The following is a 25,056-nucleotide window of genomic DNA, read 5'->3' as shown; positions in this document are numbered from 1 at the left end:
GTTTATTATCTTATTAATTTCTGAACCATTTGCTCTCCTCGACTTTTGATTAACTTTAAGGATTCTTCTTTGTATTCTTCAAATTTCATATCTGAGAATGGTTTCTTATTGCAAATATATTTCCAAATTTCAGTGAAGAAATTCTTTTCCAGATAGTTATCAAATGTTTTAAATGACTTAAAAAAATCTAAATTCTTATCATGCAAAATAGCTCTTTTGAGCGGATAGTATTCCTTTACCTCAATAGGAATATCCTTGATACCATAACCATATTTGGCAACGTGCGTCAAAAAGATATCAAAATAATCATGCGGAAAATCTCCCATAGTACCATTTCGATTGGTGTTTAAACTAAATTTTTTATCAGTTAGAGAATTGGGAAATAAATTGCCAATATAATGATTGTTCTCAATTCTGTTATACTTTTTATCTACTCTTTTACCGATGAAGACCCCATCCTTAACGAGCGAAGAAGATTTCCATGAAAAAACAACATCCCCACTGAATTCACTGTCATGATTGTAAAAATCAAAAACATTTTTATAAATCGCCTTAGCCACCACGTTATCATCACTCTTTATGTCATACGTGATAGCAAGTTGAAAATCATTCTTTGCTAATTCAATATACTCATTTATGTTCAACTTTTGCACCTTCTTGCGACTAGTATGATTTAATTATACGATAGAATTTTGTTCAAAGGAAGAACAAATCTCTAACACCATAAACGCTGGCACCATTATCGTTTCCAAAACGAATCACTTAATCGAGAGCCATAATTGTCACGATGGTGCCGTCAATCTTCTTTGTAGATTTTTCTTTATTCATCTAATGTTCCCGAATGGGCCAGTCCGTACGAAGATATTATCACATATTCCATCTCAAAACTGGATGGCCACCATGTGCTAAATTTTCCATATTGTTTATTAGATACAAATAAGACATTATAAAAATATGAACGCAATAAAAAAGGATTTTATCACCACCTCTGAAAACGAAAATACTTTTTGATAAAATATTCTTCTGTAAACTGTCTTGATGCGACTCGTCATAAGTCCACCACTTTAAATGTTTTTTCTTTAAACACTGTAGCATTCTTATTTATTCTTTAATTAAGTTTATAAAGCCTGTTTTTTTCGCTAATGATATAGTTGATAGCTGCATTTATTTTAGAAACTTATCGTTTGCCATCAATACACTACGAGGTTAAATTTTCTTGAAAGTCTCTCAACTTTTCAAAGACTCCTTCGAATGCAGATGACGTATCAATATCCATTTGGCAAAGCCATAGTAGATAAGATTTTTCTTTGTCCGCGCAGTCTGTTTGTCATAAGATGTCTCCTCCAATGTATTTATTTCAAGTTTACACACACCACATCTTTTCTCTTTAATCTAATGTAGCCTATCCAATTCATACCCTTTATTTTTTCTAAATCGTTGGATGGTTCCATCACTTTTTTTATCTGATGGTTGTCGTTGATTATACTCATCAAATTCAGCCCTTTCTGATGCAAAAAAAATAACGTAACTGTTCAATTGAATTTTAAAAAATTTGTTATAAAAAAGAAGAACGCCATAAATAACGTTCTTCTAAGAAATAATATTAACTTTTATTCTAGTAGTTTATTCGACATGTCCCGCACTCTAGTTCAATTAGAACAGAAAACTCATAATAATCAATAACTACTTGATTTCGTATTTTATCCCCATTTGAGCTAAATGACACATGTGACCCAAACAGCTTGAAACTAAGGATTTCTACGCATTTTTAGGGCATAGTACCATAACTGTCTCAACATGATAAGTCTGTGGGAATAAATCAACAGGTTGTACATTATCCGTATGATACCCTAATTCAGCAAAGTGAACTAAGTCTCTGGCCATCGTTGATGGATTACATGAAATATAAACAATTTTTTCTGGTTGCATCTCACAAGCTGCTTCGATAAATGTTTGATCCAACCCTTTACGTGGTGGGTCAACAAAGACAACATTTGGTGCAACATCTTCTTTTGCCCATTGTGGCATAATTTTTTCTGCTTTTCCTACAAGATACGTAGCGTTTGTGATATTGTTTAATTTGGCATTTTCTCGAGCATCATCTACGGCTTCTTTAATTGTTTCCATTCCATAGACATGGTCTACTTTATCAGCAACAGATAATCCAATAGTACCAATACCGGCATAGGCATCAACAACAACATCTGTAGGTTTTAAATCCGCAAGTTCAATAGCTTTTTGATACAATACTTCTGTTTGTTCTGTATTGACTTGATAGAATGATTTCGAAGAGATACGGAATGTTTTTCCTAATAATTGGTCCTCAATATATGCTTTACCAAATAAAACTCTTTCTTCTTTACCTAAAATGACATTCGTTTTTTCTTCATTAACATTTTGAATTACTGATACAACTTCTGGTAATTCTTCATGAATCACATTGGCAATTTCTATCCCTTTAAAGAATTTCGGTTTACGTGTTACTAACACAACCATCATCTCATGAGAATAATGTCCACGACGAACAATGATGTGGCGTAAGAAGCCTTCATTTGCTTCTTCATTGTAAGCTTTAATGTTAAAACGTTGTAAAATATTACGGACAGCAACAATTGCTTGATCAATGGCTGGATCTTGAATATAAAAATCTTCCATCGCAATCAATTGATGGCTATTTTTGCGATAAAAACCTGTTGTTAATACCCCATCAATTTTACGTACAGGAATTTGGGCTTTATTACGGTAGCCAAAAGGTTGTTCCATACCGATTGTTTCCGCAACTTTAATTTCAGGCATTTTAGCAATTTTAGTTAAAACATTTTGCACTTGATGTTGTTTAAATTCTAATTGTTTTGCATAATTTAAATGGCTCAAAGGGGCTATACCGGTACGTAATAGATCTTCATTTTCAACAGTTTGACGCTCTGGACTTTCTGTAATGAATTCCATAACTTTTCCGAAACCGAATTTATTTCCTACTTTAAGAATTTTTACACGTACTTCTTCTTGTGGTAATGCATTTTCAATAAAGATTGGATAGCCATCAACTTTTGCGACACCCATTCCTTCATGTGTTAAATCAATAATTGTTACTTGAATCTCTTGGTTTTTTGTTACTGGATATTCTTTCATCTTGTTCTCCTTCGTCGTTAAGCTTTTCTACACTTACTTTATTACTTAAAAAAACTAGAACATTCTCAAAAACGTTCTAGTTTTAAAGTCAATTTGATTATTCTTTTCTGTCAGCAATTTTACCATCACCATCAATATCTTCTTCGCTTAGTTTTTCTACTTCACGAATGAAGTCTTGACTAATCTCATCTAAATGTTCAACATCACCTATAACAGCATTATCGGGAATTTTATCCACATTTGCATAAAATTCAATGTGCTGATGCAAATTTTCAAAGCGCATAGGAGCATCGCCACCATATTCACCATCTAAGTTAATCATTAAACGTTGATTTGTATCAAATGTCGATACTTCTAGAAAAGATGTTTTCGTATAAATAATACGTGGATCATTGACGTGTTTTCCTTTATTCAACATCAGTGCCACTAAATGCATGATTTCAAAAATATTAGCTGTCTTTACAATAATCAATGAAAATTTACCGTCATCTAATTTAGCATCCGGTGCAATTTGCTCAAATCCACCTACAGAATTTGTTAATCCCAAAAAAAACATGGACGCATTTCCAGTATATTCACCTTCATCATACGTAAAGTGCATGTTAATTGGTTTTACACGAGGCAACAGTTCTGCACCTTTTACTAAATAAGCTAAGTAGCCAAAAACACTTTTCAATTCAGAAGGCACATCATACGTCAATTCGGTCAGATGTCCCCCTGCCGCAATGTTAATAAAATAGGTTTTGGGCGTTTTCCCAATATCCATTTTTATCGTTTGATTTTTCAAAATAACTTCTGCAGCAGCTTTAATATTGTCTCTCGGAATTTTCAGTGCTCTTGCATAGTCATTGGTGGTACCCCCAGGGATAATCGCCATCTTAGGACGTTTTTTCAGAGGTGCGATACCATTGACAACTTCATTAATTGTACCATCGCCACCAGCGGCAACAATTAAATCAAAACCTGCTTCACCAGCTCTACGCGCTTCTTCGCGCGCAGAAAATGGTGTTGGTGTGGTGGCAAAAGCACTGGTTTCATAGCCTGCTTTTTCTAATACATGTAAAATATCTGCTAAGTTTTTTTTCAGTAATTCTTTTCCTGAAGTAGGATTATAAATGACCCGTGCTTTTTTCATTCGATCCCTCTTATCGTTTTGCTAGCTCTTCTTGTAACAATTTATTGACAATTCCTGGATTTGCTTTTCCTTTAGTTGCTTTCATAATTTGTCCAACTAAGAAGCCAACGGCACGATCTTTACCATTTTTGAAGTCGTCAATTGATTGTTGATTGTTATCTAAGACATCATTAATCATTGGTAATAATTGTGCTGGATCAGAAAGTTGTACTAAGCCTTTTGCTTCAACCACTTGCTTGGCATCTCCACCGTTAGTAATTAATTCACGGAAAACTTTTTTCGCAATTTTAGAACTGATTGTTCCATCCGCAACTAATGTAATCATACCTGCTAAATTACTTGGTGTTAATTTTGTTTCTGTTAATTCTAGTTTTTCACTATTTAGATAAGCAGAAACTTCCCCCATTAACCAGTTTGATGCTTGTTTTGCATCGGCTCCTTCAGCAATTGTTTGTTCAAAGAAGTCAGACATTTCTCTTGTTAATGTCAAGACCATTGCATCATATTCTGGCAACCCTAATTCACTAATATAGCGCGCACGACGAGATTGAGGCATTTCAGGTAATGTTTCACGAACGCGTTCAATCCATTCATCATCAATCACAAAACGTGGAATATCTGGTTCTGGGAAGTAACGGTAATCAGATGACCCTTCTTTGACACGCATCAATACAGTCTTGCTGGTTGTTTCATCAAAACGGCGTGTTTCTTGTTGAATTTCGCCACCAGATAGTAAGACTTTCGCTTGACGTTTTTCTTCAAACGCCAGCCCTTTTTTAACAAAGCTCATTGAATTCAAGTTTTTCAATTCGGTTTTTGTTCCAAATTCTTCTTGACCATATGGGCGTAAAGAAATGTTGGCATCACAACGCATTGAACCTTCTTCCATTTTCACATCTGATACATCTGTAAATAGGATAATTGAGCGTAGAGCTTCCAAATATGCATATGCTTCTTCTGGTGAACGCATATCTGCTTCAGATACAATCTCAATTAATGGTGTTCCTTGACGGTTCAAGTCAACGTGAGAATAGCCACCGATACCGTGCATATTTTTACCTGCATCTTCTTCTAAATGCACACGTTCAATACGGATTTTTTTCTTTTTACCTTCGACTTCAATTTCAATCCAACCATCATGTCCGATTGGTTGATCGAATTGAGAAATTTGGTAAGCTTTTGGATTATCTGGGTAGAAATAGTTTTTACGGTCAAAGTGTGTATCTTTAGAGATTTCACAATTTAGAGCAAGGGCTGCTTTCATTCCAAATTCTAAAGCAGCTTTATTCATCACTGGTAATACACCTGGGTAACCCCAATCAATGATGTTTGTATTGCTATTCGGCTCTGCACCAAAATGTGCAGGTGCCGGAGAGAAAATTTTTGAGTTTGTTTTTAATTCTACGTGGACTTCAAGCCCAATGACTGTTTCGAAGTTCATTAGCTATTTCCTCCTAAAATCACTGGTTTTTTTGTATGAAAATCAGTCGCTTGCTCAAATGCATACGCTGCTTTGTACATCGTATTCTCATCGAAATGTTTACCGATTAATTGTAAACCAATTGGTAGACCTTCAGAGAAACCGGCTGGTACAGACATTCCTGGTAAACCTGCTAGGTTCACTGGAATTGTTAAAATATCACTCATGTACATTTTAATTGGATCATTAATGTTTTCACCGATACCATAAGCAACGTTTGGTGAAGATGGACCAATAATTAAATCGTAATCAGCAAATACTTTATCAAAATCTTGTTTAATTAAGGTACGTACTTGACCTGCTTTTTTGAAGTAAGCATCATAATAACCAGCACTTAGTGAGAAGGTACCTAACATGATACGACGTTTTACTTCAGTACCAAAACCTTCACTACGAGAATTTACATAGACGTCATCTAAACTGTTTACGTTTTCTGAACGGTAGCCATAACGAATACCATCAAAACGTTGTAAGTTTGAACTTGCTTCAGACGATGCGATGATATAGTAAACAGCAACACCATATTTAGAGTGTGGCAAACTCACTTCTTCGACTGTTGCACCTAAAGCACGGAAAGTATCGGCTGCTTTTAAGATAGCTGTTTTGACATCCGCATCAACACCATCACCTAAATACTCTTTTGGCAATGCAATTTTCATATCTTTAACATCACCAGTTAAACCAGCTGTAAAATCAGGGACACTTACACCTGCAGAAGTGCCATCTTTTGGATCATAGCCACTGATTGCATTTAAAGCTAACGCATTATCTTTTACTGTACGAGTCAAAGGTCCAATTTGATCTAAAGAAGACGCAAAAGCGATTAAACCAAAACGAGACACACGACCATATGTTGGTTTCATTCCGACAATGCCATTGAATGAGGCTGGTTGACGAATTGACCCACCTGTATCTGTTCCTAAAGCAACTGGTACTTGACCTGCAGCTACTGCAGCAGCTGAACCACCTGAAGATCCTCCTGGAACTTTGGTTTGATCCCAAGCATTTTTCGTTTTCTTGAAATAAGATGTTTCAGAACTTCCACCCATCGCAAATTCATCCATGTTTAATTTACCAACTGGAATCATGTCTGCTTGATAAACTTTATCCATTACGGTCGCATCATAAATTGGATCAAAATTATATAGCATTTTTGATGCTGCCGTTGTCAATAAATCACGTGTAACAATATTGTCTTTAATCCCAATTGGAATCCCTGCTAAGATACTTTCTTCTGATACGCCTTTTAGGTCAATGCCTTTAGCCAATTCCAAAGCTTTTTCTTCATTTAATGTAATAAATGATTCTACTTTAGGTTCTGTTTCTTTGATGCGAGCAATCGTTGCATGAGTTAAATCTGTTGCAGTGATTTCTTTAGAAACTAATAGTGAATGTAATTCTTCTAAACTTTTATCGTATAAATTCGTCATTATGCGCCTGCCTCCCCATTGTCGATGATTGCAGGAACTTTAATAAAGCCATTTTCTGATTCTGGGACATTACGCATTAATTCATCACGGTTCCATCCTTCAACTGCTTCATCTTTTCTTAATACGTTGACTGTTTCTACAACATTTGAAGTAAATGGTACACCTTCTGTATCCACTTCTTCTAACATTTCGACCATATCAATAATTTTACCCAATTGTACGGTAAAATCTTTTAATTCATCCTCTGAAAAAGATAATTTTGCTAGTTTGGCAACATGTTTTACTTGTTCTTCACTAATCGCCATAGTATCCTCCTTTTAAACTCTTGGTTTTGAGCATTTCGTTTTCACTGTATTGTATCACTTAATTGAAAATCATTAAATAATTATCATGAATGTTTTCTTTTTAATTACAAAAAAACAGTTTTTCCGCTCTCTATCATAGGCGGAAGACATTCTATTGTCAATATTAGGTTATGCTTGACTCATTTCGATTGCTTCAATCATCTGGTCTTCATCCCACACTGTGATTCCCAAACTTTCAGCTTTTGTTAGCTTACTTCCAGCTTCTTCCCCTGCTACGACAAGATCCGTCTTCTTAGAGACACTTCCCGTCACTTTTCCGCCTAAACTTTCGATTCGCTCTTTAGCATCTTGGCGTGTGTATTTTGTCAGCTTGCCTGTTAAAACAACTGTTTTATCTTTAAATGGTGATTCCACAGCCTCTAATTGACTGGTTGTCACACCTAGATAATTAAAATTCACACCGGCTTTTTCCAATTCATCTAACAGTTCATGGACTTCTTGATTTTCAAAGTAGGTAACGACACTATCGGCAATGGTCGTTCCCATTGTATGCAAATTAGCAATCTCTTCGACTGTAGCGTGGCTTAATTGGCGCAAATCTCCAAAATGTTCCATCAAAATCTTAGCAGCTTTTGAGCCAACGTGACGAATACCTAAACCAAAGACTAAACGTTCGACTGAATTTGTTTTGCTTGCTTCAATTGCCGTCAAGATATTATTAGCTGATTTTTCTTTGATTTTATCAAGCGTTAATAATTCTTCTTCCTTCAAGAAATACAAATCCGCAACATCTTTAACTAAACCTTTGTCATACATTTGTTCCAAAACGCGTGGTCCTAAACCATCAATATTCATTGCGTTTCTTGAAACAAAGTGACTCAAACCTTCTTTCATTTGAGCTGGGCATTTTGGATTGATGCAACGTAAAGCCACTTCTTCATCTAAATGAACCAACTCACTGTCACAAATCGGACAATGCGTCGGGATTTCGTAGGGCTGGCTATCAGCTGGACGACTATCTAGGACAACTTTTGCCACTTCTGGGATAATATCGCCCGCTTTATAAATAATTACCGTGTCTCCTAAACGAATGTCTTTCATTTCAATGTAATCACTATTGTGCAAACTAGCACGACTAACTGTCGTTCCAGCCACACGGACAGGTGTCATCACAGCAGTTGGTGTTACCACACCTGTTCGACCAATTGTCCACTCGATATTTTCAATAACTGTTTGTGCTTCTTCTGGTGGGAATTTATAAGCAGCTGCCCAACGAGGTGCTTTGACAGTGAATCCCAAATCTTCTTGTAGATGAAAATCATTGACTTTGATAACTACACCATCGATTTCATACGGAAGGTCAATTCGTTTCTCATGAAATTCTTCAATATAAGACCAGACTTCTTCAACTGTTTCGCATAACCGACCTTCTGGGTTGATACGAAAACCAAGCTGTGTCAATTCTTCTAGCATTTCATATTGTGTCTCAGCTTCTAAAGGTTCGACATCTGCCACTGCATATAAAAAAGTACTTAAATTTCGTTTAGCAACCAAGCGGGTATCTAATTGTCGTAAACTGCCTGCTGCTGCATTTCTCGGATTGGCAAATACATCTAAGCCTGCTTCTTCACGTTCTTGATTCAAACGAATAAACGAGCTTTTAGGCATATAACATTCTCCACGAACTTCAATGTTCAACGGCTTTTTCAACTTCATCGGAATTGATTTGACTGTTTTAAGATTCTCAGTAATATTTTCACCGACACTGCCGTCCCCACGTGTCGCCCCTCGGACAAACTTCCCATCTTCGTAACGCAAGGAAACCGACAAACCATCAATTTTCAATTCGCAAGTATAAGAAACAGGATGTCCAACAGCTTTTTGAACGCGTTGATCAAAAGCAAAAATCTCTTCTTTACTAAACACATCATTTAAACTATATAAAGGAATATCATGGACAGCTTTCTCAAAACCTTCTAAAATCATGCCCCCTACACGTTGTGTTGGAGAATCTTCTGCAATTAGGGCAGGATGTGCCGTTTCCAATTCCACTAATTCTTGATACAGACGATCATAGACATAATCTTCTACAGTTGGTTTATCCATCACATAATATTCATAAGCATACTGGTTTAATTCAGCAGTTAATTCTTTTATTCGTTTAACAACGGAAATATCGGTCATTTTGCTTCGCTCCTTAGTTGATTTTTTCAATTGGGGCAAAAGCCGCCAGTAAACGTTTGACTCCTTGTTGCGCAAAAGCAACATCTAATTCAAGATCTTTCGCTTGGCCACTGACACGCACTACAGTCCCAGTTCCCCATTTTTTGTGTACTACTTTGTCGCCTGCTTTCCAGTCACTTGCATCGCCACCGGTCTCTTTTTTACTAGAAACGGCTTTTTGTGGTTGCTGATAAACAGGTTTAAACACTTTGGGATTAAAGGTACGTTGTGGTTGCACTGGTTGGGCTGGACGAGAGCTAGTACTTTCTAGCAATTCTTCATCGATTTCTTCCATGAAACGAGACGGTCGGTTATACTGTGTCCGTCCATATAAAGTACGAGAGAACGCATTGGTCAAGTAAAGCTTTTCTTCCGCACGTGTAATTCCGACGTACGCTAAGCGTCGTTCCTCTTCCAATTCACGTTCTTCCATCAATGAGCGTGATAAAGGAAAGACATTTTCTTCCATACCAATCAAAAATACGATTGGAAATTCCAAGCCTTTCGCCGCATGTAAGGTCATTAATGTCACTTGAGTAGTCTCTTCTTCGACATTATCTAATTCAGAGAATAACGCCAAATCATTTAAAAATACGGTTAGTTTATCCCCTGCGTCTTCTTCCGGATTCTCAAGACTAATGTACTGCTTATCAAATTCTTGTGTGACAGTTAAGAACTCTTCTAAGTTTTCTAAACGTGCTTGAGATTCCAGTGTATTTTGGATTTTTAACTCTTCTAAATAACCACTCTTCTCTAAAACTTGTTCAGTCAACTCTGTTACGGTTAAATACGGAATCATTTTATGAAAATCATCCATCATTTGTCCAAAGTTTCCAAGTTCACGACTAGCTTTTCCAGTAATATTGGTCAGTTCGACATTTTGAGCCGCTTCTAGCAACGGCCAACCATGTAAATTAGCAAATTGTCGTAACTTATCAACAGAACCTGGACCAACACCACGTTTTGGTACATTGATGATTCGCTCCAAACTAATTGAATCATCTGGGTTGGCAATCGCATTTAAATACGCCAAAATATCTTTAATTTCTTTACGGTCATAGAATTTATGTCCACCAACCATTGTATAAGGAATATTGGCTTTGACTAAACTATCCTCGACTGCACGGGATTGCGCATTTGTACGATATAAAACAGCGAAATCACCGTAATTTTTCCCATTTTGAGCAATTTGCTGTTGGATTTCTCGCACAATATATTGCCCTTCATCGCGTTCACTCTCTCCTCGATAGTACGTAATTTGCGGACCATCAATATTTTCTGTCCACAATTTTTTGTCTCGGCGATTGCGATTGTTTTGAATCACTTGATTGGCTGCTTGTAAAATCGTTTTAGTTGAACGATAATTTTGTTCCAATAAAATGATTTGAGCATCCGCATAATCCTTTTCAAAATCCAAAATATTTTGCATATCCGCACCACGCCAACCATAAATACTTTGGTCTGCATCCCCAACAACACATAAATTTCTAAAACGTGCTGCTAATAAATTAACTAAAGTATATTGGGCATGGTTTGTATCTTGGTATTCATCAACGTGAATATAATGGAATTTATGTTGATAATAAGCAAGCGCTTCTTCGTTTTCTTGGAACAAACGAATTGTGTTCATAATCAAGTCATCAAAATCCATACATTGATTTTGACGCAATTCTTTTTGATACATCTCATAACAACGACCTACAATCTGTTCAAAGAAATCTCCTTGATTATTTTGATAGGCTTCTGGTGTCAATAGTGTATTTTTAGCATTTGAAATCGCACCTAAAATAGTTCGTGGGTCATATTTTTTGGGATCAATATTTAGTTCTTTCAACACACGTTTCATTAAGGTCAACTGTTCAGAACCGTCAATGATTGTAAAATTACGTGAATAACCAATATGATCGACATCTCGTCTTAAAATTCGTACACACATTGAATGGAAGGTAGAAACCCACACGTCTTCTCCTTGCGTGCCTAATAATGTTTTCACGCGCTCTTTCATTTCTTTTGCTGCTTTATTTGTAAACGTGATCGCCAAAATATTCCATGGATTCACATCTTTTTCTTCAATTAAATAAGCAATCCGATGTGTTAAAACCCGCGTTTTCCCACTTCCAGCACCGGCCATAAGTAGTAATGGTCCTTCTGTACACATGACTGCTTCTTTCTGTCTTGGATTCATTCCTTGTAAAAACTTATTGGATGACATTCGACAAACATCCTTTCTTTCTCAATCCATTCAATTATAGCATTATCCGTGCTTTCAGAAAACCGAACACTACCATTTACATCAATTTTTTAGAAAAAGCTAGCTATCTTAAAAGACAGCCAGCTTTTTTTATTTAATCAATGCTTCTTGCACATAGACAGACACTTGACCAGCATTTACTGGAAAAACTCCTTTTCCGCTATTGTCTAAGACCACTTTTGCTTCATTATTACCTAAAATATCCACAAATGTTTTGCCACGGTGAATTGCACTGACTGTCATTTCTTTTTCAGCACTTTCACCATTTGTCATCACAACCGCAACGCCTGATGTTTCTTCTTCAAAATCACCTGTGAGAATCCAACCAATACAATCAGGGTCATCAAAATAATCCACTTGATTGCCAAAGAAGGTATCTGCACGTAATTTTAATAAGGCATGTAAATTATCTCCCACTGGCTCAATACCTTGTGTAGGAATTCCATATAAATCGCCCCAGAAAACGACTGGTACCCCTTGTTTTCGCAATAAGATTAACGCATAAGCATGCACTTTAAACCAACCGTCAATCCACGACTCTAAGCTTTGTCCTTTTTGGGTATCATGGTTATCGACAAAAGTGACTGCATAATCTTCTCTTGTTTCAAGTAAGGTATTACTAAAGATTTGCCGCATATCAAATTCACCGTTAGATGTAGCAGCTTCAAATAGGCGAAAATGAAACGGTACGTCGAATAAATAGATTAAGTTCCCAGATGAATTGAGATACGTTTCTAATTTATCCAACTCTTCTGACCAGTATTCTCCCACAACAAACAGACTTTTCCCTTTTTCTGCCCGTCGATTGAGTAACCAATCCACATAATAATCAAATTGAATGTGTTTGACCGCATCTAAACGATAACCATCGACATTCGTTAACGATTGATACCAACTACCCCATTTTTCCAATTGAGCAATCGTCTCTTCATTTTCCATATCTAAATCACAACCCATAAGATAGTCATAATTGCCATCTTCATTATCAACTTCTTGGTCCCAGCCTTTACCAGCAAAATTATAAATAGCATGCGATTTCGAACGCGCATCAAAATCCACACCTGAAAAATTTTTCCAAGTCCAAACGTAATCATTGTACTTTCCGTTTCTTCCAGGATAAGTAAATTTGGTCCATGCTTCAATTTCTTCTGTGTCACTGATTGCTTCTGTTCGATCATCCCAACTGTACTGCACAGCAGGAACCACTTCAGTTTCATCTGCTCCCATTAAATGGTTGAAAACAATATCGGCATAAACTTCTAGTCCATGATCTTGTAACGCTTGAATGGCTTGTAAATATTCGTCTTTGGTTCCATATTTAGTAGGAACTGTATCCTTTTGTTGAAATTCTCCTAAATCATAATGATCGTACACACCATACCCTACATCATTAATCCCCGATGAACCCTTATAAGCTGGCGGTAGCCAAATGGCATTAAATCCTAATGCCTGCAATTCTTGTGCTTTTGTTCGCAGTGTCTGCCAATGTGTGCCATCCGCAGGTAAATCCCATTCAAATCCTTGTAAAATTGTTTTATTTAACATCTTGTTCCCTCCTTTAAAATTAAACATTGTTACTATTAAATAGTATACCGTTATTTTCATTTAAATGATTATAAAACGATTGTTACAATTGGTTTTCCCCTTAGTTAGAACAAACAACAAAACACTTTGCATTATTTTGACTGTTTTTTACCGATTTTGATTGATTTAAAAAAAATCGCATGTTAAAATACTCGTGAAGAGGTGAATGAAAATGCTTACAGAAGAGAGACATCAACAAATTCTGACACGTGTGGAAGAAAATGATATCGTAACAATCAACGAACTTTTACAACCACTCGAAGCATCTGAATCAACTATTCGTCGAGATTTACAAAGTCTGGAAAAAAAAGGGTTACTCACACGTATTCATGGTGGTGCCAAGAAAAAACAACGATTAAATTTTGAAGCATCGATGGATGAGAAAGAGCAACAGTTTCATGCTGAAAAACTTGCTATCGCGAAAGTTGCTGCTGAAATAATTGAACCTGAAGATGTTATCTACTTAGATGCTGGATCTACTACTATTGAAATGATTCCTTTTATTCCTATCCATGCATCCATTAAAGTAGTCACAAATTCCGTCAAACACGCATCGCTATTAATCGATCGTGGAATCGATACAATTATTTTAGGTGGCACTATCAAACTCTCTACAAACGCTGTATTAGGACACTTCGCTCTACAACAGTTAAGGCAATTTCGTTTTAATAAAGCATTTATGGGGATGAATGGTGCACATTTTGAAGCTGGCTACACTACCCCTGATCCAGAAGAGGCCGTCATTAAGGAACTTGCTATGTCACAAAGTCAAATTGCTTTTGTCTTATTGGATCGTTCGAAGTTACAACAGACAACCTTTACTCAAGTTGCCCCGCTAGAAGCAGCCAATATAATTACCAATACATTGCCTACAGAACTGGCAAAAAAATTTCTAGTGCATACTAAAATTACGGAGGTACAATCATGATTTACACAATGACTTTAAATCCTTCCATCGACTATATTGTCCATGTGAATGAATTAAAAATGGGTGATGTGAACCGTATGTCACAAGATTTCAAACTCCCTGGTGGAAAAGGAATCAATGTGTCACGTATCTTACAACGCATTGACTCTACTTCAACTGCTTTAGGATTTCTAGGTGGCTTTACGGGTTCCTTTATTGAAAACTGGATGAAAAATGAGCATATCGATTGTCAGTTTACCCCAGTCAAAGAAGATACACGCATCAACGTCAAACTAAAAGCAGCCGAAGAAACCGAAATTAATGGACAAGGTCCTGCGCTTTCAGAAGAAGAAATTCAAGCGCTAAAAGACTCTTTGGCAAAAGTTACAACAGATGACATCGTTGTGCTATCAGGTAGTACCCCTGCTGGTTTACGTAAAGGATTTTACCAAGAATTAATCCAATTAATTGAAGAAAAAGGTGCCGAATTCGTTATTGATACAACTGGCGATGATTTACTACAAGCATTAAGTCATCATCCTCTTTTAGTAAAACCCAATAATCATGAATTGGCCGATTTGTACAACACAACTTTTGAATCAATGGACGATATTATTGTCCACGGCAAAAAGTTACTTGCAGATGGTGCAAAAAATGTCATTATCTCAATGGCTGGCGATGGTGCCCTATTATTCACAGAATCAGGAACTTATCAATCAAATGTATTGAAACGTCCATTAAAAAATTCTGTTGGCGCTGGGGATTCAATGATTGCTGGTTTCATCGGCAATTATGCGAAAACAAAAGATGCAGTTGAAGCATTTAAATGGGGTGTTGCTTGCGGAAGTGCAACCGCCTTTTCAGACGATTTAGCAGAAGCAGCCTTCATTCAAGAACTACTTCCAGAAGTAAAAATTACAAAATTATAGGAGGATTTACCATGAAAATCAATGACTTATTGATTAAAGATGCCATGATTATGGACTTACAAGCAACTGACAAAAAAGGTGCTATCGATGAAATGGTCCAAAAAATGTACGATGCCGGACGTATTTCAGACATCGACACTTATAAAGAAGGAATTGTCGCTCGTGAAGCACAAACATCGACAGGTTTAGGTGATGGTATCGCAATGCCACATGCGAAAAATGCGGCAGTTAAAGAAGCCACTGTTTTATTTGCTAAAAGTAATGCCGGTGTTGATTATGAAGCATTAGATGGTCAACCAACTTATCTATTCTTCATGATTGCAGCCCCAGAAGGTGCAAATGATACGCATTTACAAGCACTTGCTGCCCTATCAAGACAATTGATTGACCCAGACTTTGTCGCAAAACTAAAAACAACGACAACTCCGGAAGAAGTACAAGCGACTTTTGCGGAAGCGGAAAAAGAAGAGGAAGCAGAAAAAGCAGCCGAAGAAACAGCTGTTGTTGAGCCATCTGAAGATCGTCCATACATTGTTGCCGTTACTGCTTGTCCAACAGGTATTGCTCACACGTACATGGCTGAAGATTCATTGAAGAAAAAAGCCAAAGAAATGGGCGTTGATATTAAAGTTGAAACAAACGGTTCTGAAGGTGTGAAACATCGCTTAACTTCTGATGACATTTCTCGTGCAGTCGGTGTTATTGTAGCAGCAGATAAAAAAGTTGAAATGGATCGTTTCGATGGCAAACACTTAGTAAATCGTCCAGTTGGTGACGGTATTCGTAAAACAGAAGAATTAATTAATTTAGCTTTAAGTGGTTCTGCGCCAATTTATCATGGTGACGGTAGTTCTTCTTCTGATGAATCAAATGAAAAAGGTTCAGTTGGACAAGAAATCTACAAAAACTTGATGAATGGTGTCTCACACATGTTACCATTTGTTATTGCTGGTGGAATTTTAATTGCGATTTCCTTCATGGTCGATCAATTTATGGGTGTTCCTGATGCGGAGTTAGCAAGCTTAGGTACGTATAACCAAGTTGCTGCTTACTTCAACCAAATTGGCGGCGCAGCATTCGGCTTTATGTTACCTGTTTTAGCTGGTTTTATTGCAATGAGTATTGGTGATCGTCCTGGTTTAGTAGCTGGTTTTGCTGCTGGTGCGTTAGCTAATGCTGGTGGTGCTGGTTTCCTTGGCGCATTAGTTGGTGGTTTTATCGCTGGTTATGTGATTGTCTTCTTACGCGTTATTCTAAAAGGTTTACCAAAATCATTGGATGGAATCAAAACGATTCTATTCTATCCTTTCTTCGGTTTATTGATTACAGGATTTATCATGTTACTTGTCAATGTCCCAATGAAAGCTATCAATGATGGATTAAATGGTTTCTTACAAGGCTTAGATGGTGCTAACGCTGCTTTACTAGGCGCTCTATTAGCTGGTATGATGGCAGCTGATTTAGGCGGACCAATCAATAAAGCCGCTTATGTCTTCGGTACTGGTACAATCGCTGCTACTGTTGCAGATGGCGGTAGTGTTGTAATGGCTGCAGTAATGGCCGGCGGTATGGTTCCACCATTAGCAATTTTCGTTGCGACTCGCCTATTCAAAAGTAAATTCACGAAACAAGAAAATGAAGCTGGTTTAACAAACATCATTATGGGTCTATCATTCGTAACAGAAGGTGCGATTCCTTTTGCGGCAGCCGATCCATTACGTGCAATCCCTAGTTTCATTGTTGGTTCTGCAGTAACTGGTGGTTTAGTTGGTGCATTTGGTATTCGTTTGATGGCTCCTCACGGTGGTATCTTCGTTGCCCTACTACTTACTAACCCATTGTTATATCTAGCATTTGTTCTTTTAGGTGCGATTATCTCTGGAATATTACTAGGATTACTAAGAAAACCTATTGAAAAATAAGTATATGAAAAGAGTGAACAGACTTAATTCGTCTGTTCACTCTTTTTTTGATAGATTATACTTAATGGCAAAAACTCCACTTCCAAGGTATTTGAATCTTTTATTAACTTTACACTACGCTTATTTTTTTGTTTTTTCTCACTGCTAAAAGACACATCCGGCATGTTTCGTTGCAGTTTTTGTAAGGGTAATTCAGCTAACACCTCATCAGCAAGTACGAAGGTTAATACGGGTGTATACGTCGCATATTTTTTATCATGGAATTCAATTTCAAGATGATTACGAATGTAATACTCATAAGCTTCCAATCCTTCATCAATTGTTTGTTCTAAAAATAGTGTCACCATATCCGCCATTCGCTTACGACGGTCATCAATAATTGGAAAGAACGCTTGAGCATTCAATACCCCTTTCACCCGGCTAATCTTTTGTTTCTTAGTCAATGGATTATACATCCATGTGACAAAATGCGTTGCCTGATGCTTCGGGACTGGTTGAAAAAAATCATTTTGATATTGAATGATTTGATGAATCGGCTGCGCTATCTGAAATTCGACATAAGGTTCTTTCAAGACACCCACACCATCCATTCGGCTCAATTGATCGATTCCTAATTGATCACGGAAACGTCGTTGATATTCTAAATTTTGCGGATGATCCCATAAATACGGATTGCGATACAATTCAATAAAGACAGTATTCGTATGTATGTCTTTCACTTGCTCTACTTGCTGCACCTCTCGTAGTAAATCCAAAGGTAAAATCGTGCTATAATCTTCTCCAAAATACATTCGCCAGCAAGAAGTAAAACAAAAACCTAAATAAAAAATATCGTAGCCAGCAAAATAATACCCATCAACAATAATCTCCCCTGTCTTATCTCTCTTTTTAGGATGGCGAGCAGTCACTTGCTCTTCTTCGACCATTGCACGATAAGTAATTTTTTCAATATTATGATATAAAAATTCATCATAGGGACGTAGATAACCAAAACGTGCCAACTTCATTCGTTCATCCATATAATCGAATAAAATGTTTCCCTTCGTCATAAACTGTTCTTTCGTTAAATAATGTCGCTCTAAGACAATTTGATTGATTTGCTGAATGACTGTTTCACTTTGTTGATCATAAATTCGTAAAGTAAATTCCTGCCCCGTCTTAATTTTCGACAAAATTTCTTGTTGTAAAGCCAGCGTAAATGGTTGCTGTACATGATTAAATTCAATGAATTGAGGGGTGAATAAAATACGTCCTAACGCCAAACTATCATAAATAAATGATTGAATATCTGGAATTTTTTGCATCATCGTTTGAATATAGCTATACATTTTTTCCGTTTTTGGCATATCTCCACCTCCTACTGCTCTTTTATTTATTGTAACATATATCTTCTATCTTTTTTGCGTGAAACTTTTGACTATTCGTGCTACACTTTCTATATTGGAGGTGATGACATGGGCGTAAAATTCCAACGTGATGATTCACTAGACAAAAAATTTGAAGAATTTGCAACTTTTCCTGATTTAGAACTAGAAGAAAAAGAAAAGGCAAAACAAGCAGATATTGAACGTTTTTTAAATCCTACACCAAAGAAAAAGGAGTCTGACAAAAAATGAGTCAACTAACCTTAAACTTAATTGTTCCTGACGCGCTTGAAGCCATGGAATTTTATGAAAAAGCATTTGACGGACTACGAAAAGAGGTCTACTCTTTTCCAGATAAAACCGGTTTAAACGAAGCCAATATCATTGTTGGGGATGTTGCATTACGTCTAATGGACGAAAATCCAGCTTTTGATTGTTATTCACCTAAAAAAGAAGAAATAGACTCGATGTGGTTACAATTGGTCGTGCCAGACGTTGTTGCAACCTTACAAAAAGCAGTTGCATTAGGAGCAACGATTACACAGGAACCCGACGAATTTATGGGTACTCGTCATGCTGAAATTGTTGATCCATCCGGCTATACATGGACCATTAATCAAATCATCCGAGAAGTTTCTTTTGAAGAACGCTATCGTTTCTACCAAGAATTTCATGAACAAACTTAAAAAAGACATTCAGTTTTCACTGAATGTCTTTTTTTAGCTAATTGCGGCTTCAATTGCTGCCCAAGCTTCCTCTTTTCCTTGTTTGGTGACAGAAGAAAACAAGATGAATTGATCCGTATTATCAAAATTCAAGGCTTTCTTAATCACACTTTCATGCTTGTTCCATTTCCCACGTGGGATTTTATCGGCTTTAGTCGCCACAACAATCACCGGAATATCATAAAATTTCAAAAAATTATACATTTGAATATCTTCTTGTGAAGGTGCGTGTCGTAAATCTACTAGAGAAACCACTGCACGTAATTGTTCACGTTCAGATAAATATGTTTCAATCATTTTGCCCCACTTTGCTCGTTCTGTTTTAGATACTTTTGCATAGCCATACCCTGGAACATCAACAAAATGTAAAGCATTCTCAATCAAATAAAAATTTAGTGTTTGCGTTTTCCCTGGTTTTGAGGAAGTTCTTGCTAAATTTTTACGATTAATCAATGTATTGATAAATGAAGATTTCCCCACATTTGAACGTCCTGCTAAAGCAATCTCTGGTAATGGTGTATCTGGATATTGCGCTGGAGAAACCGCACTAATCACAATTTCAGCTGAATTTACTTTCATAAATGTACTTCCCTTCTTTGCACACAGGAAACCGGATAGCCAGATTGTGTGCTATCCGGTTAATAATTAACCTGCTTTTTTCTCTTCACGATACGTAACAGTCGGTTCAGCAAGCCCTTTAGCAGCATCTTCTGTAATCGTTACTTTTTCAATCGTTTCATCTGATGGTACATCAAACATAATGTTCATCATGATGTCTTCAATAATCGAACGTAATCCACGAGCACCCGTATTGCGCTCAATCGCTTTGGCCGCAATAGCTTCTAAAGCTCCGGCTTCGAACTCAAGTTCAGTATCATCTAAAGCTAACAATTTTTTGTATTGCTTAACTAAAGCATTTTTTGGTTCTGTTAGAATATGAACAAGGTCTTCAACTGTTAATTTATCTAAAGCAGCCATTACTGGCAAGCGTCCAATAAATTCAGGGATTAAACCAAATTTCAATAAATCTTCTGGAATGATGTATTTCATCACACTTTCATCATCAGAAATTTTTTGGTTATTTGAACCAAAGCCAATTGTTTTTTCACCTAGACGGTTTTTAACAATCGTATCAATACCGTCAAAAGCACCACCAACAATGAATAAAACATTCGTTGTATCGATTTGAATCATTTCTTGATGTGGATGTTTTCTGCCACCTTGAGGAGGAACACTTGCTACCGTTCCTTCTAAGATTTTTAATAGTGCTTGTTGCACGCCCTCACCAGATACATCACGTGTAATTGATACATTTTCACTTTTACGAGCAATTTTATCAATTTCATCGATGTAAATAATTCCTTTTTCAGCACGCTCAACATTGTAATCAGCCGATTGCAAGAGTTTTAGCAAGATATTTTCCACATCTTCTCCTACATAACCCGCTTCTGTTAAACTGGTAGCATCTGCGATTGCAAATGGCACATCTAAACTTTTGGCTAGTGTTTGTGCTAAGAAAGTTTTACCAGATCCAGTTGGTCCGATTAAGCAGATATTACTTTTTTGCAATTCCACATCATCTTCTGAAGCTTCTGCATTTACACGTTTGTAGTGATTATATACAGCAACAGCTAATGCACGTTTTGCACGCTCTTGTCCAATTACATAGTCATTTAATACATCAAGTATCTCTTTTGGTTTTGGTACTTCCATAAATTCACGAATCGCTTCTTCATAAAACTCTTCGTCAATGATTTCTTTACATAATTCAATGCATTCATCACAAATGTAGACACCAGGACCAGCGACGATTTTTTTCACTTCTTCTTGCGCTTTGCCACAAAAAGAGCAACGTACCGGCTCATTTCCGTTTGTATTGTCGTACATGGTGTTCACCCCTTGTATTTTCTTTCGACTGGAAAGAAATATTCAAAACTCAGTCTTTATCCATTCTAGCATAGATAAGACGAAAGAAAAAGCCTTTAAACCTTGCAAATTAAGGATTAGTAAAGAAGTTTTTTCTATTTATAAGTACGAAAAAAAGAGTTACTTCTATTCCAAAATTTGAATTTAGTCATTTTCTAACAATTTGTTCCATTTGGCGATGACAAGACCAGATTTTCCAGTAAATAACTATTGATGCAAGCGAGAGAATCGTTGTCAAAATCATCACAAGAGGTGCAATTCGAATTAGTAACAGGATATTATTGATCAACAAAAATAAGCTAAAAACAGATAGAATCCCAATAAAAAAGCCAATAATCGCTAAAATTTTCACAGCAGTTATCCATCCTGTAATCTGCGTCAATTCTTTATGACGTATATTGGTACTAATACTAAACATATACAACGGAATGAAAACTGAGCTCAATGAGCCTAATTCAAACACCCCTAAAGATACATCAATGATAACCGAAATAACTGCTAAGCCCAATAAAGAGAGACTCCATTTAAATAGTTGTTGTCCATAACGTTGTATTGCTTGTTTTTCTTCCATAACTACTCCTTTTTTGAATGAATTTCTAATAGTATAACATCTCATATACATCAAAAAAAGGACATTTTTTATTAAACTAAACAAAAGAAAAATCGCCAAAGCTCAATAAATGAACTTTGACGATTTCTAACGTTAACAATTATGCTTCAACAGCTGTAGTTGTAATCACATCTACGGCTTTCTTCATGTTGATGTCATGTTTTAACATGTCTTCAGTTAGTACGCGGCGTACTTGTGCTTCTGGCATGTTGTATGCTTCTGATAATTCTTTGATTTCTGCTTCAACTTCTTCATCAGTTGCTTCTAAGCCTTCAGCAGCAACAATCGCTTCGATAACTAAGTTTGTTTTCACGCGAGTATCTGCTTCGCCTTCAAATTGTTTATGCAAGTCAGCTTCAGTTGTACCAGTTAATTGATAGTACATTTCTGGGTTGATTCCTTGACGTTGCATGTTGTTTAGGAATTCATCCATTGCACGATGTACTTCATCGTGAACCATTACGTGTGGTAATTCAACGATTTCAGCATTTTCTACTGCTTGACGGATTGCAGATTCTTCAACAGCTTCTTTGGCTGCTTTTTCTTTGCTTTCTGTCAATTCAGCACGATATTTTTCTTTTAATTCTGCTAAAGTTTCAACGCTGTCATCAACGTCTTTTGCAAATTCATCATCCAATTCTGGTAATTCCTTTGCTTTTACTTCATGAACAGTTACTTTGAAGACAGCTTCTTTACCGGCTAAATCTTCTGCTTGGTAATCTTCTGGGAATGTTACAGTCACATCTGTGTTATCGCCAGCTTTTTTACCAACTAATTGGTCTTCAAAACCAGGGATGAATGAGTTTGAACCTAGCTCTAGAGAATAGTTTTCGCCTTTTCCACCTTCAAAAGCTTCATCGCCTAAGAAACCTTCAAAGTCGATAACTACTGTATCGCCTTCAACAGCAGCGTCTTCTTTAACAACTAATTCAGCTTGTTGTTCTAATTCGCTTTGTAGACGAGCTTCTACGTCAGCATCTGTTACTTCACGGTCTTGTTTTTCAACTGTTAAGTTTTTGTATTCACCTAATTTTACTTCAGGTTTTACAGTTACTTCTGCTTTAATTGTCCAATCTTCACCTTTATTCATGCTTTCAACATCAATTTTAGGTTGAGATACTGGATCAATTCCAGCTTCTTTAACAGCAGCTTCATAAGCTTCTGGTAATACAGCGTTTAGAGCATCTTCATATAATGCTTCTTCACCGTACATACGGTTAAATACTGTACGAGATACTTTTCCTTTACGGAACCCTGGTACGTTAAGGTTTCCTTTCACACGGTTAAAGGCAGTCGTTAAACCTTTTTGAATTTCTTCTTGAGCAATTGAAAAAGTTAATACGCCATCATTGACGCCTGTTTTTTCCCATTTTGCAGTCATGTATTTCCCTCCGAATTAACAAATAAATTTACATATGAAATAGTTTCATGCATACTTTTAAATAGTACACTAAGCCTTGAAAAATGTAAACATTTTGAATGAAAAGTTCATCGATTTCTCAAATTTTTTATAACAAACCTTGATATATTTCACGAATTTGTTGTTTTTTTGCTTGAATCGTTGCATAATTTTCTAATTCTTTTTGCGCGACTTCATCGCCAAACCAACTTTGGTACTCTAATACATAGCTATCTGCCCATTTTTGTGCATCAACTTCTGGTGGTAGTAAAGGGTACATTAAAGCAAAATGTGCATTAATTTCTGTCAAAAGCATTTCTTTCATTTGCGGATCTTTCAATTGTTGGTTTTCAACCGCTTGTTTGATTCGTTGAAAAATCGGCATCTGATCTAAATCCTTTAAAGTTGCTAAATCAATCACCTGTTCATCGATTTGAATAGATTGTTGTGCCCCATCACGAACAAGTTCTTCTATTAATTTTGGTAAGATAAATGGATTTTTTCTCAGCGCGACATAATCTTGACACAGTTGAAAGAAGTTGTTTAAGGACATCCCTTTTATCCATTTATGCCAAGCTTTCTGCGGAATCGGTGATTTGCTTTGGTCCCAACGAAGCAGTTGTTGCCATTTGATTTGTTGATGATCGACTGCCATCCATTCCTGCATTTGTTCTAGTTGCTGCAATTCATTTACTAATTGGCTTGTTTCAAATGGTGCTTGGTGTAAAAGACGATGTGCAAAGAGATACTGTTCATCTAATAATAACAAATGAACATACTCAACAAATGCCGCTTCCTCAGCTAAAAAATGATCAAAATAATCTTCAGCAAAGTCGAGCGCTGCTGAAAATTCTCCTAACATCTGTAAGACACTCACTACTTTACGACAATGTCTAAATGTTGGTTCTAACTGATACAACTGCAAAAAGTCTTCTTTGGCCGCCAAAAATTCTTGTTCTTCCATCTTTTTGTTTCCATTTATCCATAAACGTTGTGGTTCATCGGGAAAAGAAAATATTTCTGTCATCTCAATCTCCTTTTCTTAATTAAAAAAGCTGTAATATAACATTATACATTATATCACAGCCTTTTATTATAGTTGCGCTTGATTATTGAAAGCTTTAATCATATTTAACGTAACAACACTGGTATCTGTAAAATAATCAATCACATGTTGCTTACGTTTAGTAAATGCTGCTGGTAGATAACCTAGTGACAACAAAGGATTTACTTGAAGGACAAATCGCCCTGCCACTTCACGTATCAATACAGTTTGCCAAGAAAGCTCTTCTTCTGTATGACAAACCACGCGAATACCAAACAACATTTTCCCCAAAGTTTGTCCATGGTTTAATTTGGTCATTAGCGTAAAATATGCTAAATATATTGCTAAGCTCAGCAGACCATAAACACTAAACATCGCGGTTGACATTTGCCATTGAAAGAGATGAAAAATCACATCAATTGTCGCAGTTGTAATTGCAACGATACAAATCATATCAACCAAAAATGCCCACAGGCGAATCCAAAAGCCGGCATAAAAATAATCTGGAAAATCATTTATCTTATTCTCTGATTTTTCTGGTTGCACAAAACGTTCCCACTTTTGTTGATTCTGTTCAACCTCAACGGATGTATATTCTTTTTTCGATGATTGTAAGACTTTTTGATAAAAATCATCTTGGTGAGTTGGCTCTGAAATATCTGGCTTTTTTTCTTCTGAGTCTGTCATAG

21 protein-coding genes are annotated in these 25,056 nt (G+C 36.5%); 5 read left to right on the top strand and 16 right to left on the bottom strand.

What is annotated here, in order from left to right; translation table 11 throughout:
- Nucleotides 1-5 precede the first annotated feature (5 nt).
- The 9 genes from BAU17_RS01035 to BAU17_RS00990 form a co-directional block, all read right to left on the bottom strand.
- Nucleotides 6-653, bottom strand: coding sequence for a hypothetical protein (locus BAU17_RS01035; protein WP_161900954.1), 648 nt, complete (start codon nt 651-653; stop codon nt 6-8).
- A gap of 1,105 nt (nt 654-1,758) precedes the next feature.
- The gene (gene rlmD / locus BAU17_RS01025) at nt 1,759-3,132 is read right to left on the bottom strand and encodes a 23S rRNA (uracil(1939)-C(5))-methyltransferase RlmD (protein ID WP_161900953.1); all 1,374 of its coding nucleotides are present in this window, start codon (nt 3,130-3,132) and stop codon (nt 1,759-1,761) included.
- 97 nt (nt 3,133-3,229) lie between these two features.
- Complete coding sequence (locus BAU17_RS01020; protein WP_161900952.1) at nt 3,230-4,267, bottom strand: diacylglycerol kinase; 1,038 nt, start codon at nt 4,265-4,267, stop codon at nt 3,230-3,232.
- A 10-nt stretch (nt 4,268-4,277) separates the two neighbouring features.
- On the bottom strand, nt 4,278-5,708 hold the full coding sequence (gene gatB / locus BAU17_RS01015; protein WP_161900951.1) for an Asp-tRNA(Asn)/Glu-tRNA(Gln) amidotransferase subunit GatB: 1,431 nt from the start codon (nt 5,706-5,708) through the stop codon (nt 4,278-4,280).
- Nucleotides 5,708-7,177 carry an Asp-tRNA(Asn)/Glu-tRNA(Gln) amidotransferase subunit GatA gene (gene gatA / locus BAU17_RS01010; protein WP_161900950.1) on the bottom strand — a complete coding sequence of 490 codons (1,470 nt, stop codon included), beginning with the start codon at nt 7,175-7,177 and terminating at the stop codon, nt 5,708-5,710. The genes gatB and gatA overlap by 1 nt, the downstream gene beginning before the upstream one ends.
- Nucleotides 7,177-7,482: an Asp-tRNA(Asn)/Glu-tRNA(Gln) amidotransferase subunit GatC gene (gene gatC, locus BAU17_RS01005; protein ID WP_161900949.1), complete on the bottom strand. Its 306-nt coding sequence runs from the start codon at nt 7,480-7,482 to the stop codon at nt 7,177-7,179. The genes gatA and gatC overlap by 1 nt, the downstream gene beginning before the upstream one ends.
- Nucleotides 7,483-7,650: 168 nt before the next feature.
- Nucleotides 7,651-9,666 (bottom strand): NAD-dependent DNA ligase LigA, encoded by a 2,016-nt coding sequence (ligA, locus tag BAU17_RS01000; RefSeq protein WP_161900948.1) that lies wholly within the window; start codon nt 9,664-9,666, stop codon nt 7,651-7,653.
- A gap of 13 nt (nt 9,667-9,679) precedes the next feature.
- A complete protein-coding gene (gene pcrA / locus BAU17_RS00995) occupies nt 9,680-11,917 on the bottom strand; it encodes a DNA helicase PcrA (protein ID WP_161900947.1) in 2,238 nt (745 codons plus the stop codon).
- Between the two features lie 129 nt (nt 11,918-12,046).
- The gene (locus BAU17_RS00990; RefSeq protein ID WP_161900946.1) at nt 12,047-13,501 is read right to left on the bottom strand and encodes an alpha-amylase; all 1,455 of its coding nucleotides are present in this window, start codon (nt 13,499-13,501) and stop codon (nt 12,047-12,049) included.
- Between the two features lie 211 nt (nt 13,502-13,712).
- On the opposite strand from BAU17_RS00990, the gene BAU17_RS00985 reads away from it, so the two are divergent.
- From BAU17_RS00985 to BAU17_RS00975, 3 genes are read left to right on the top strand one after another with little or no spacing between them, the layout of a single operon-like run.
- Entirely contained in the window at nt 13,713-14,468 is a 756-nt protein-coding gene (locus tag BAU17_RS00985; RefSeq protein WP_161900945.1) for a DeoR/GlpR family DNA-binding transcription regulator, read from the top strand.
- Nucleotides 14,465-15,376 carry a 1-phosphofructokinase gene (gene pfkB, locus BAU17_RS00980; RefSeq protein ID WP_161900944.1) on the top strand — a complete coding sequence of 304 codons (912 nt, stop codon included), beginning with the start codon at nt 14,465-14,467 and terminating at the stop codon, nt 15,374-15,376. The genes BAU17_RS00985 and pfkB overlap by 4 nt, the downstream gene beginning before the upstream one ends.
- A gap of 11 nt (nt 15,377-15,387) precedes the next feature.
- Nucleotides 15,388-17,298 carry a PTS fructose transporter subunit IIABC gene (locus BAU17_RS00975; protein WP_161900943.1) on the top strand — a complete coding sequence of 637 codons (1,911 nt, stop codon included), beginning with the start codon at nt 15,388-15,390 and terminating at the stop codon, nt 17,296-17,298.
- Between the two features lie 23 nt (nt 17,299-17,321).
- On the opposite strand, the gene BAU17_RS00970 is transcribed toward BAU17_RS00975, so the two are convergent.
- A complete protein-coding gene (locus BAU17_RS00970) occupies nt 17,322-18,644 on the bottom strand; it encodes a hypothetical protein (protein ID WP_161900942.1) in 1,323 nt (440 codons plus the stop codon).
- Nucleotides 18,645-18,752: 108 nt separating this feature from the next.
- Between BAU17_RS00970 and BAU17_RS14080 the strand changes: the two genes are divergently transcribed.
- Nucleotides 18,753-18,914, top strand: a complete 162-nt coding sequence (locus BAU17_RS14080; RefSeq protein ID WP_202622252.1) for an SPJ_0845 family protein — start codon at nt 18,753-18,755, stop codon at nt 18,912-18,914.
- A complete protein-coding gene (locus tag BAU17_RS00965) occupies nt 18,911-19,348 on the top strand; it encodes a VOC family protein (protein WP_161900941.1) in 438 nt (145 codons plus the stop codon). Before BAU17_RS14080 ends, BAU17_RS00965 begins: the two co-directional genes overlap by 4 nt.
- Nucleotides 19,349-19,381: 33 nt before the next feature.
- Here the strand turns inward: BAU17_RS00965 and yihA are convergent, their stop codons facing one another.
- The 6 genes from yihA to BAU17_RS00935 form a co-directional block, all read right to left on the bottom strand.
- A complete protein-coding gene (yihA, locus tag BAU17_RS00960) occupies nt 19,382-19,966 on the bottom strand; it encodes a ribosome biogenesis GTP-binding protein YihA/YsxC (RefSeq protein ID WP_161900940.1) in 585 nt (194 codons plus the stop codon).
- Between the two features lie 66 nt (nt 19,967-20,032).
- Nucleotides 20,033-21,274 carry an ATP-dependent Clp protease ATP-binding subunit ClpX gene (gene clpX, locus BAU17_RS00955; RefSeq protein ID WP_161900939.1) on the bottom strand — a complete coding sequence of 414 codons (1,242 nt, stop codon included), beginning with the start codon at nt 21,272-21,274 and terminating at the stop codon, nt 20,033-20,035.
- A gap of 187 nt (nt 21,275-21,461) precedes the next feature.
- On the bottom strand, nt 21,462-21,884 hold the full coding sequence (locus BAU17_RS00950) for a hypothetical protein (protein ID WP_161900938.1): 423 nt from the start codon (nt 21,882-21,884) through the stop codon (nt 21,462-21,464).
- A 139-nt stretch (nt 21,885-22,023) separates the two neighbouring features.
- Nucleotides 22,024-23,304 (bottom strand): trigger factor, encoded by a 1,281-nt coding sequence (tig, locus tag BAU17_RS00945; RefSeq protein WP_161900937.1) that lies wholly within the window; start codon nt 23,302-23,304, stop codon nt 22,024-22,026.
- A 127-nt stretch (nt 23,305-23,431) separates the two neighbouring features.
- Nucleotides 23,432-24,349 (bottom strand): hypothetical protein, encoded by a 918-nt coding sequence (locus BAU17_RS00940; RefSeq protein ID WP_161900936.1) that lies wholly within the window; start codon nt 24,347-24,349, stop codon nt 23,432-23,434.
- A 66-nt stretch (nt 24,350-24,415) separates the two neighbouring features.
- Entirely contained in the window at nt 24,416-25,054 is a 639-nt protein-coding gene (locus BAU17_RS00935) for an RDD family protein (RefSeq protein ID WP_161900935.1), read from the bottom strand.
- Nucleotides 25,055-25,056 lie beyond the last annotated feature (2 nt).

The sequence above is a fragment of the Candidatus Enterococcus willemsii genome (genome assembly GCF_009933335.1).
Lineage (GTDB): Bacteria > Bacillota > Bacilli > Lactobacillales > Enterococcaceae > Enterococcus_F > Enterococcus_F willemsii.
This window is presented reverse-complemented; position numbering and strand designations above follow the sequence as displayed.

Coding starts and splice junctions, on each gene's coding strand:
- BAU17_RS00965 (WP_161900941.1), top strand. CDS start 18,911: ATGAGTCAACTAACCTTAAACTTAATTGTTCCTGACGCGCTTGAAGCC.
- rlmD (WP_161900953.1), bottom strand. CDS start 3,132: ATGAAAGAATATCCAGTAACAAAAAACCAAGAGATTCAAGTAACAATT.
- yihA (WP_161900940.1), bottom strand. CDS start 19,966: ATGAAAGTAAATTCAGCTGAAATTGTGATTAGTGCGGTTTCTCCAGCG.
- gatC (WP_161900949.1), bottom strand. CDS start 7,482: ATGGCGATTAGTGAAGAACAAGTAAAACATGTTGCCAAACTAGCAAAA.
- tig (WP_161900937.1), bottom strand. CDS start 23,304: ATGACTGCAAAATGGGAAAAAACAGGCGTCAATGATGGCGTATTAACT.
- clpX (WP_161900939.1), bottom strand. CDS start 21,274: ATGTACGACAATACAAACGGAAATGAGCCGGTACGTTGCTCTTTTTGT.
- BAU17_RS00990 (WP_161900946.1), bottom strand. CDS start 13,501: ATGTTAAATAAAACAATTTTACAAGGATTTGAATGGGATTTACCTGCG.
- gatA (WP_161900950.1), bottom strand. CDS start 7,177: ATGACGAATTTATACGATAAAAGTTTAGAAGAATTACATTCACTATTA.
- BAU17_RS00975 (WP_161900943.1), top strand. CDS start 15,388: ATGAAAATCAATGACTTATTGATTAAAGATGCCATGATTATGGACTTA.
- pcrA (WP_161900947.1), bottom strand. CDS start 11,917: ATGTCATCCAATAAGTTTTTACAAGGAATGAATCCAAGACAGAAAGAA.
- BAU17_RS00950 (WP_161900938.1), bottom strand. CDS start 21,884: ATGGAAGAAAAACAAGCAATACAACGTTATGGACAACAACTATTTAAA.
- BAU17_RS00935 (WP_161900935.1), bottom strand. CDS start 25,054: ATGACAGACTCAGAAGAAAAAAAGCCAGATATTTCAGAGCCAACTCAC.
- ligA (WP_161900948.1), bottom strand. CDS start 9,666: ATGACCGATATTTCCGTTGTTAAACGAATAAAAGAATTAACTGCTGAA.
- BAU17_RS01020 (WP_161900952.1), bottom strand. CDS start 4,267: ATGAAAAAAGCACGGGTCATTTATAATCCTACTTCAGGAAAAGAATTA.
- BAU17_RS00985 (WP_161900945.1), top strand. CDS start 13,713: ATGCTTACAGAAGAGAGACATCAACAAATTCTGACACGTGTGGAAGAA.
- BAU17_RS00970 (WP_161900942.1), bottom strand. CDS start 18,644: ATGCCAAAAACGGAAAAAATGTATAGCTATATTCAAACGATGATGCAA.
- gatB (WP_161900951.1), bottom strand. CDS start 5,708: ATGAACTTCGAAACAGTCATTGGGCTTGAAGTCCACGTAGAATTAAAA.
- BAU17_RS00940 (WP_161900936.1), bottom strand. CDS start 24,349: ATGACAGAAATATTTTCTTTTCCCGATGAACCACAACGTTTATGGATA.
- pfkB (WP_161900944.1), top strand. CDS start 14,465: ATGATTTACACAATGACTTTAAATCCTTCCATCGACTATATTGTCCAT.
- BAU17_RS14080 (WP_202622252.1), top strand. CDS start 18,753: ATGGGCGTAAAATTCCAACGTGATGATTCACTAGACAAAAAATTTGAA.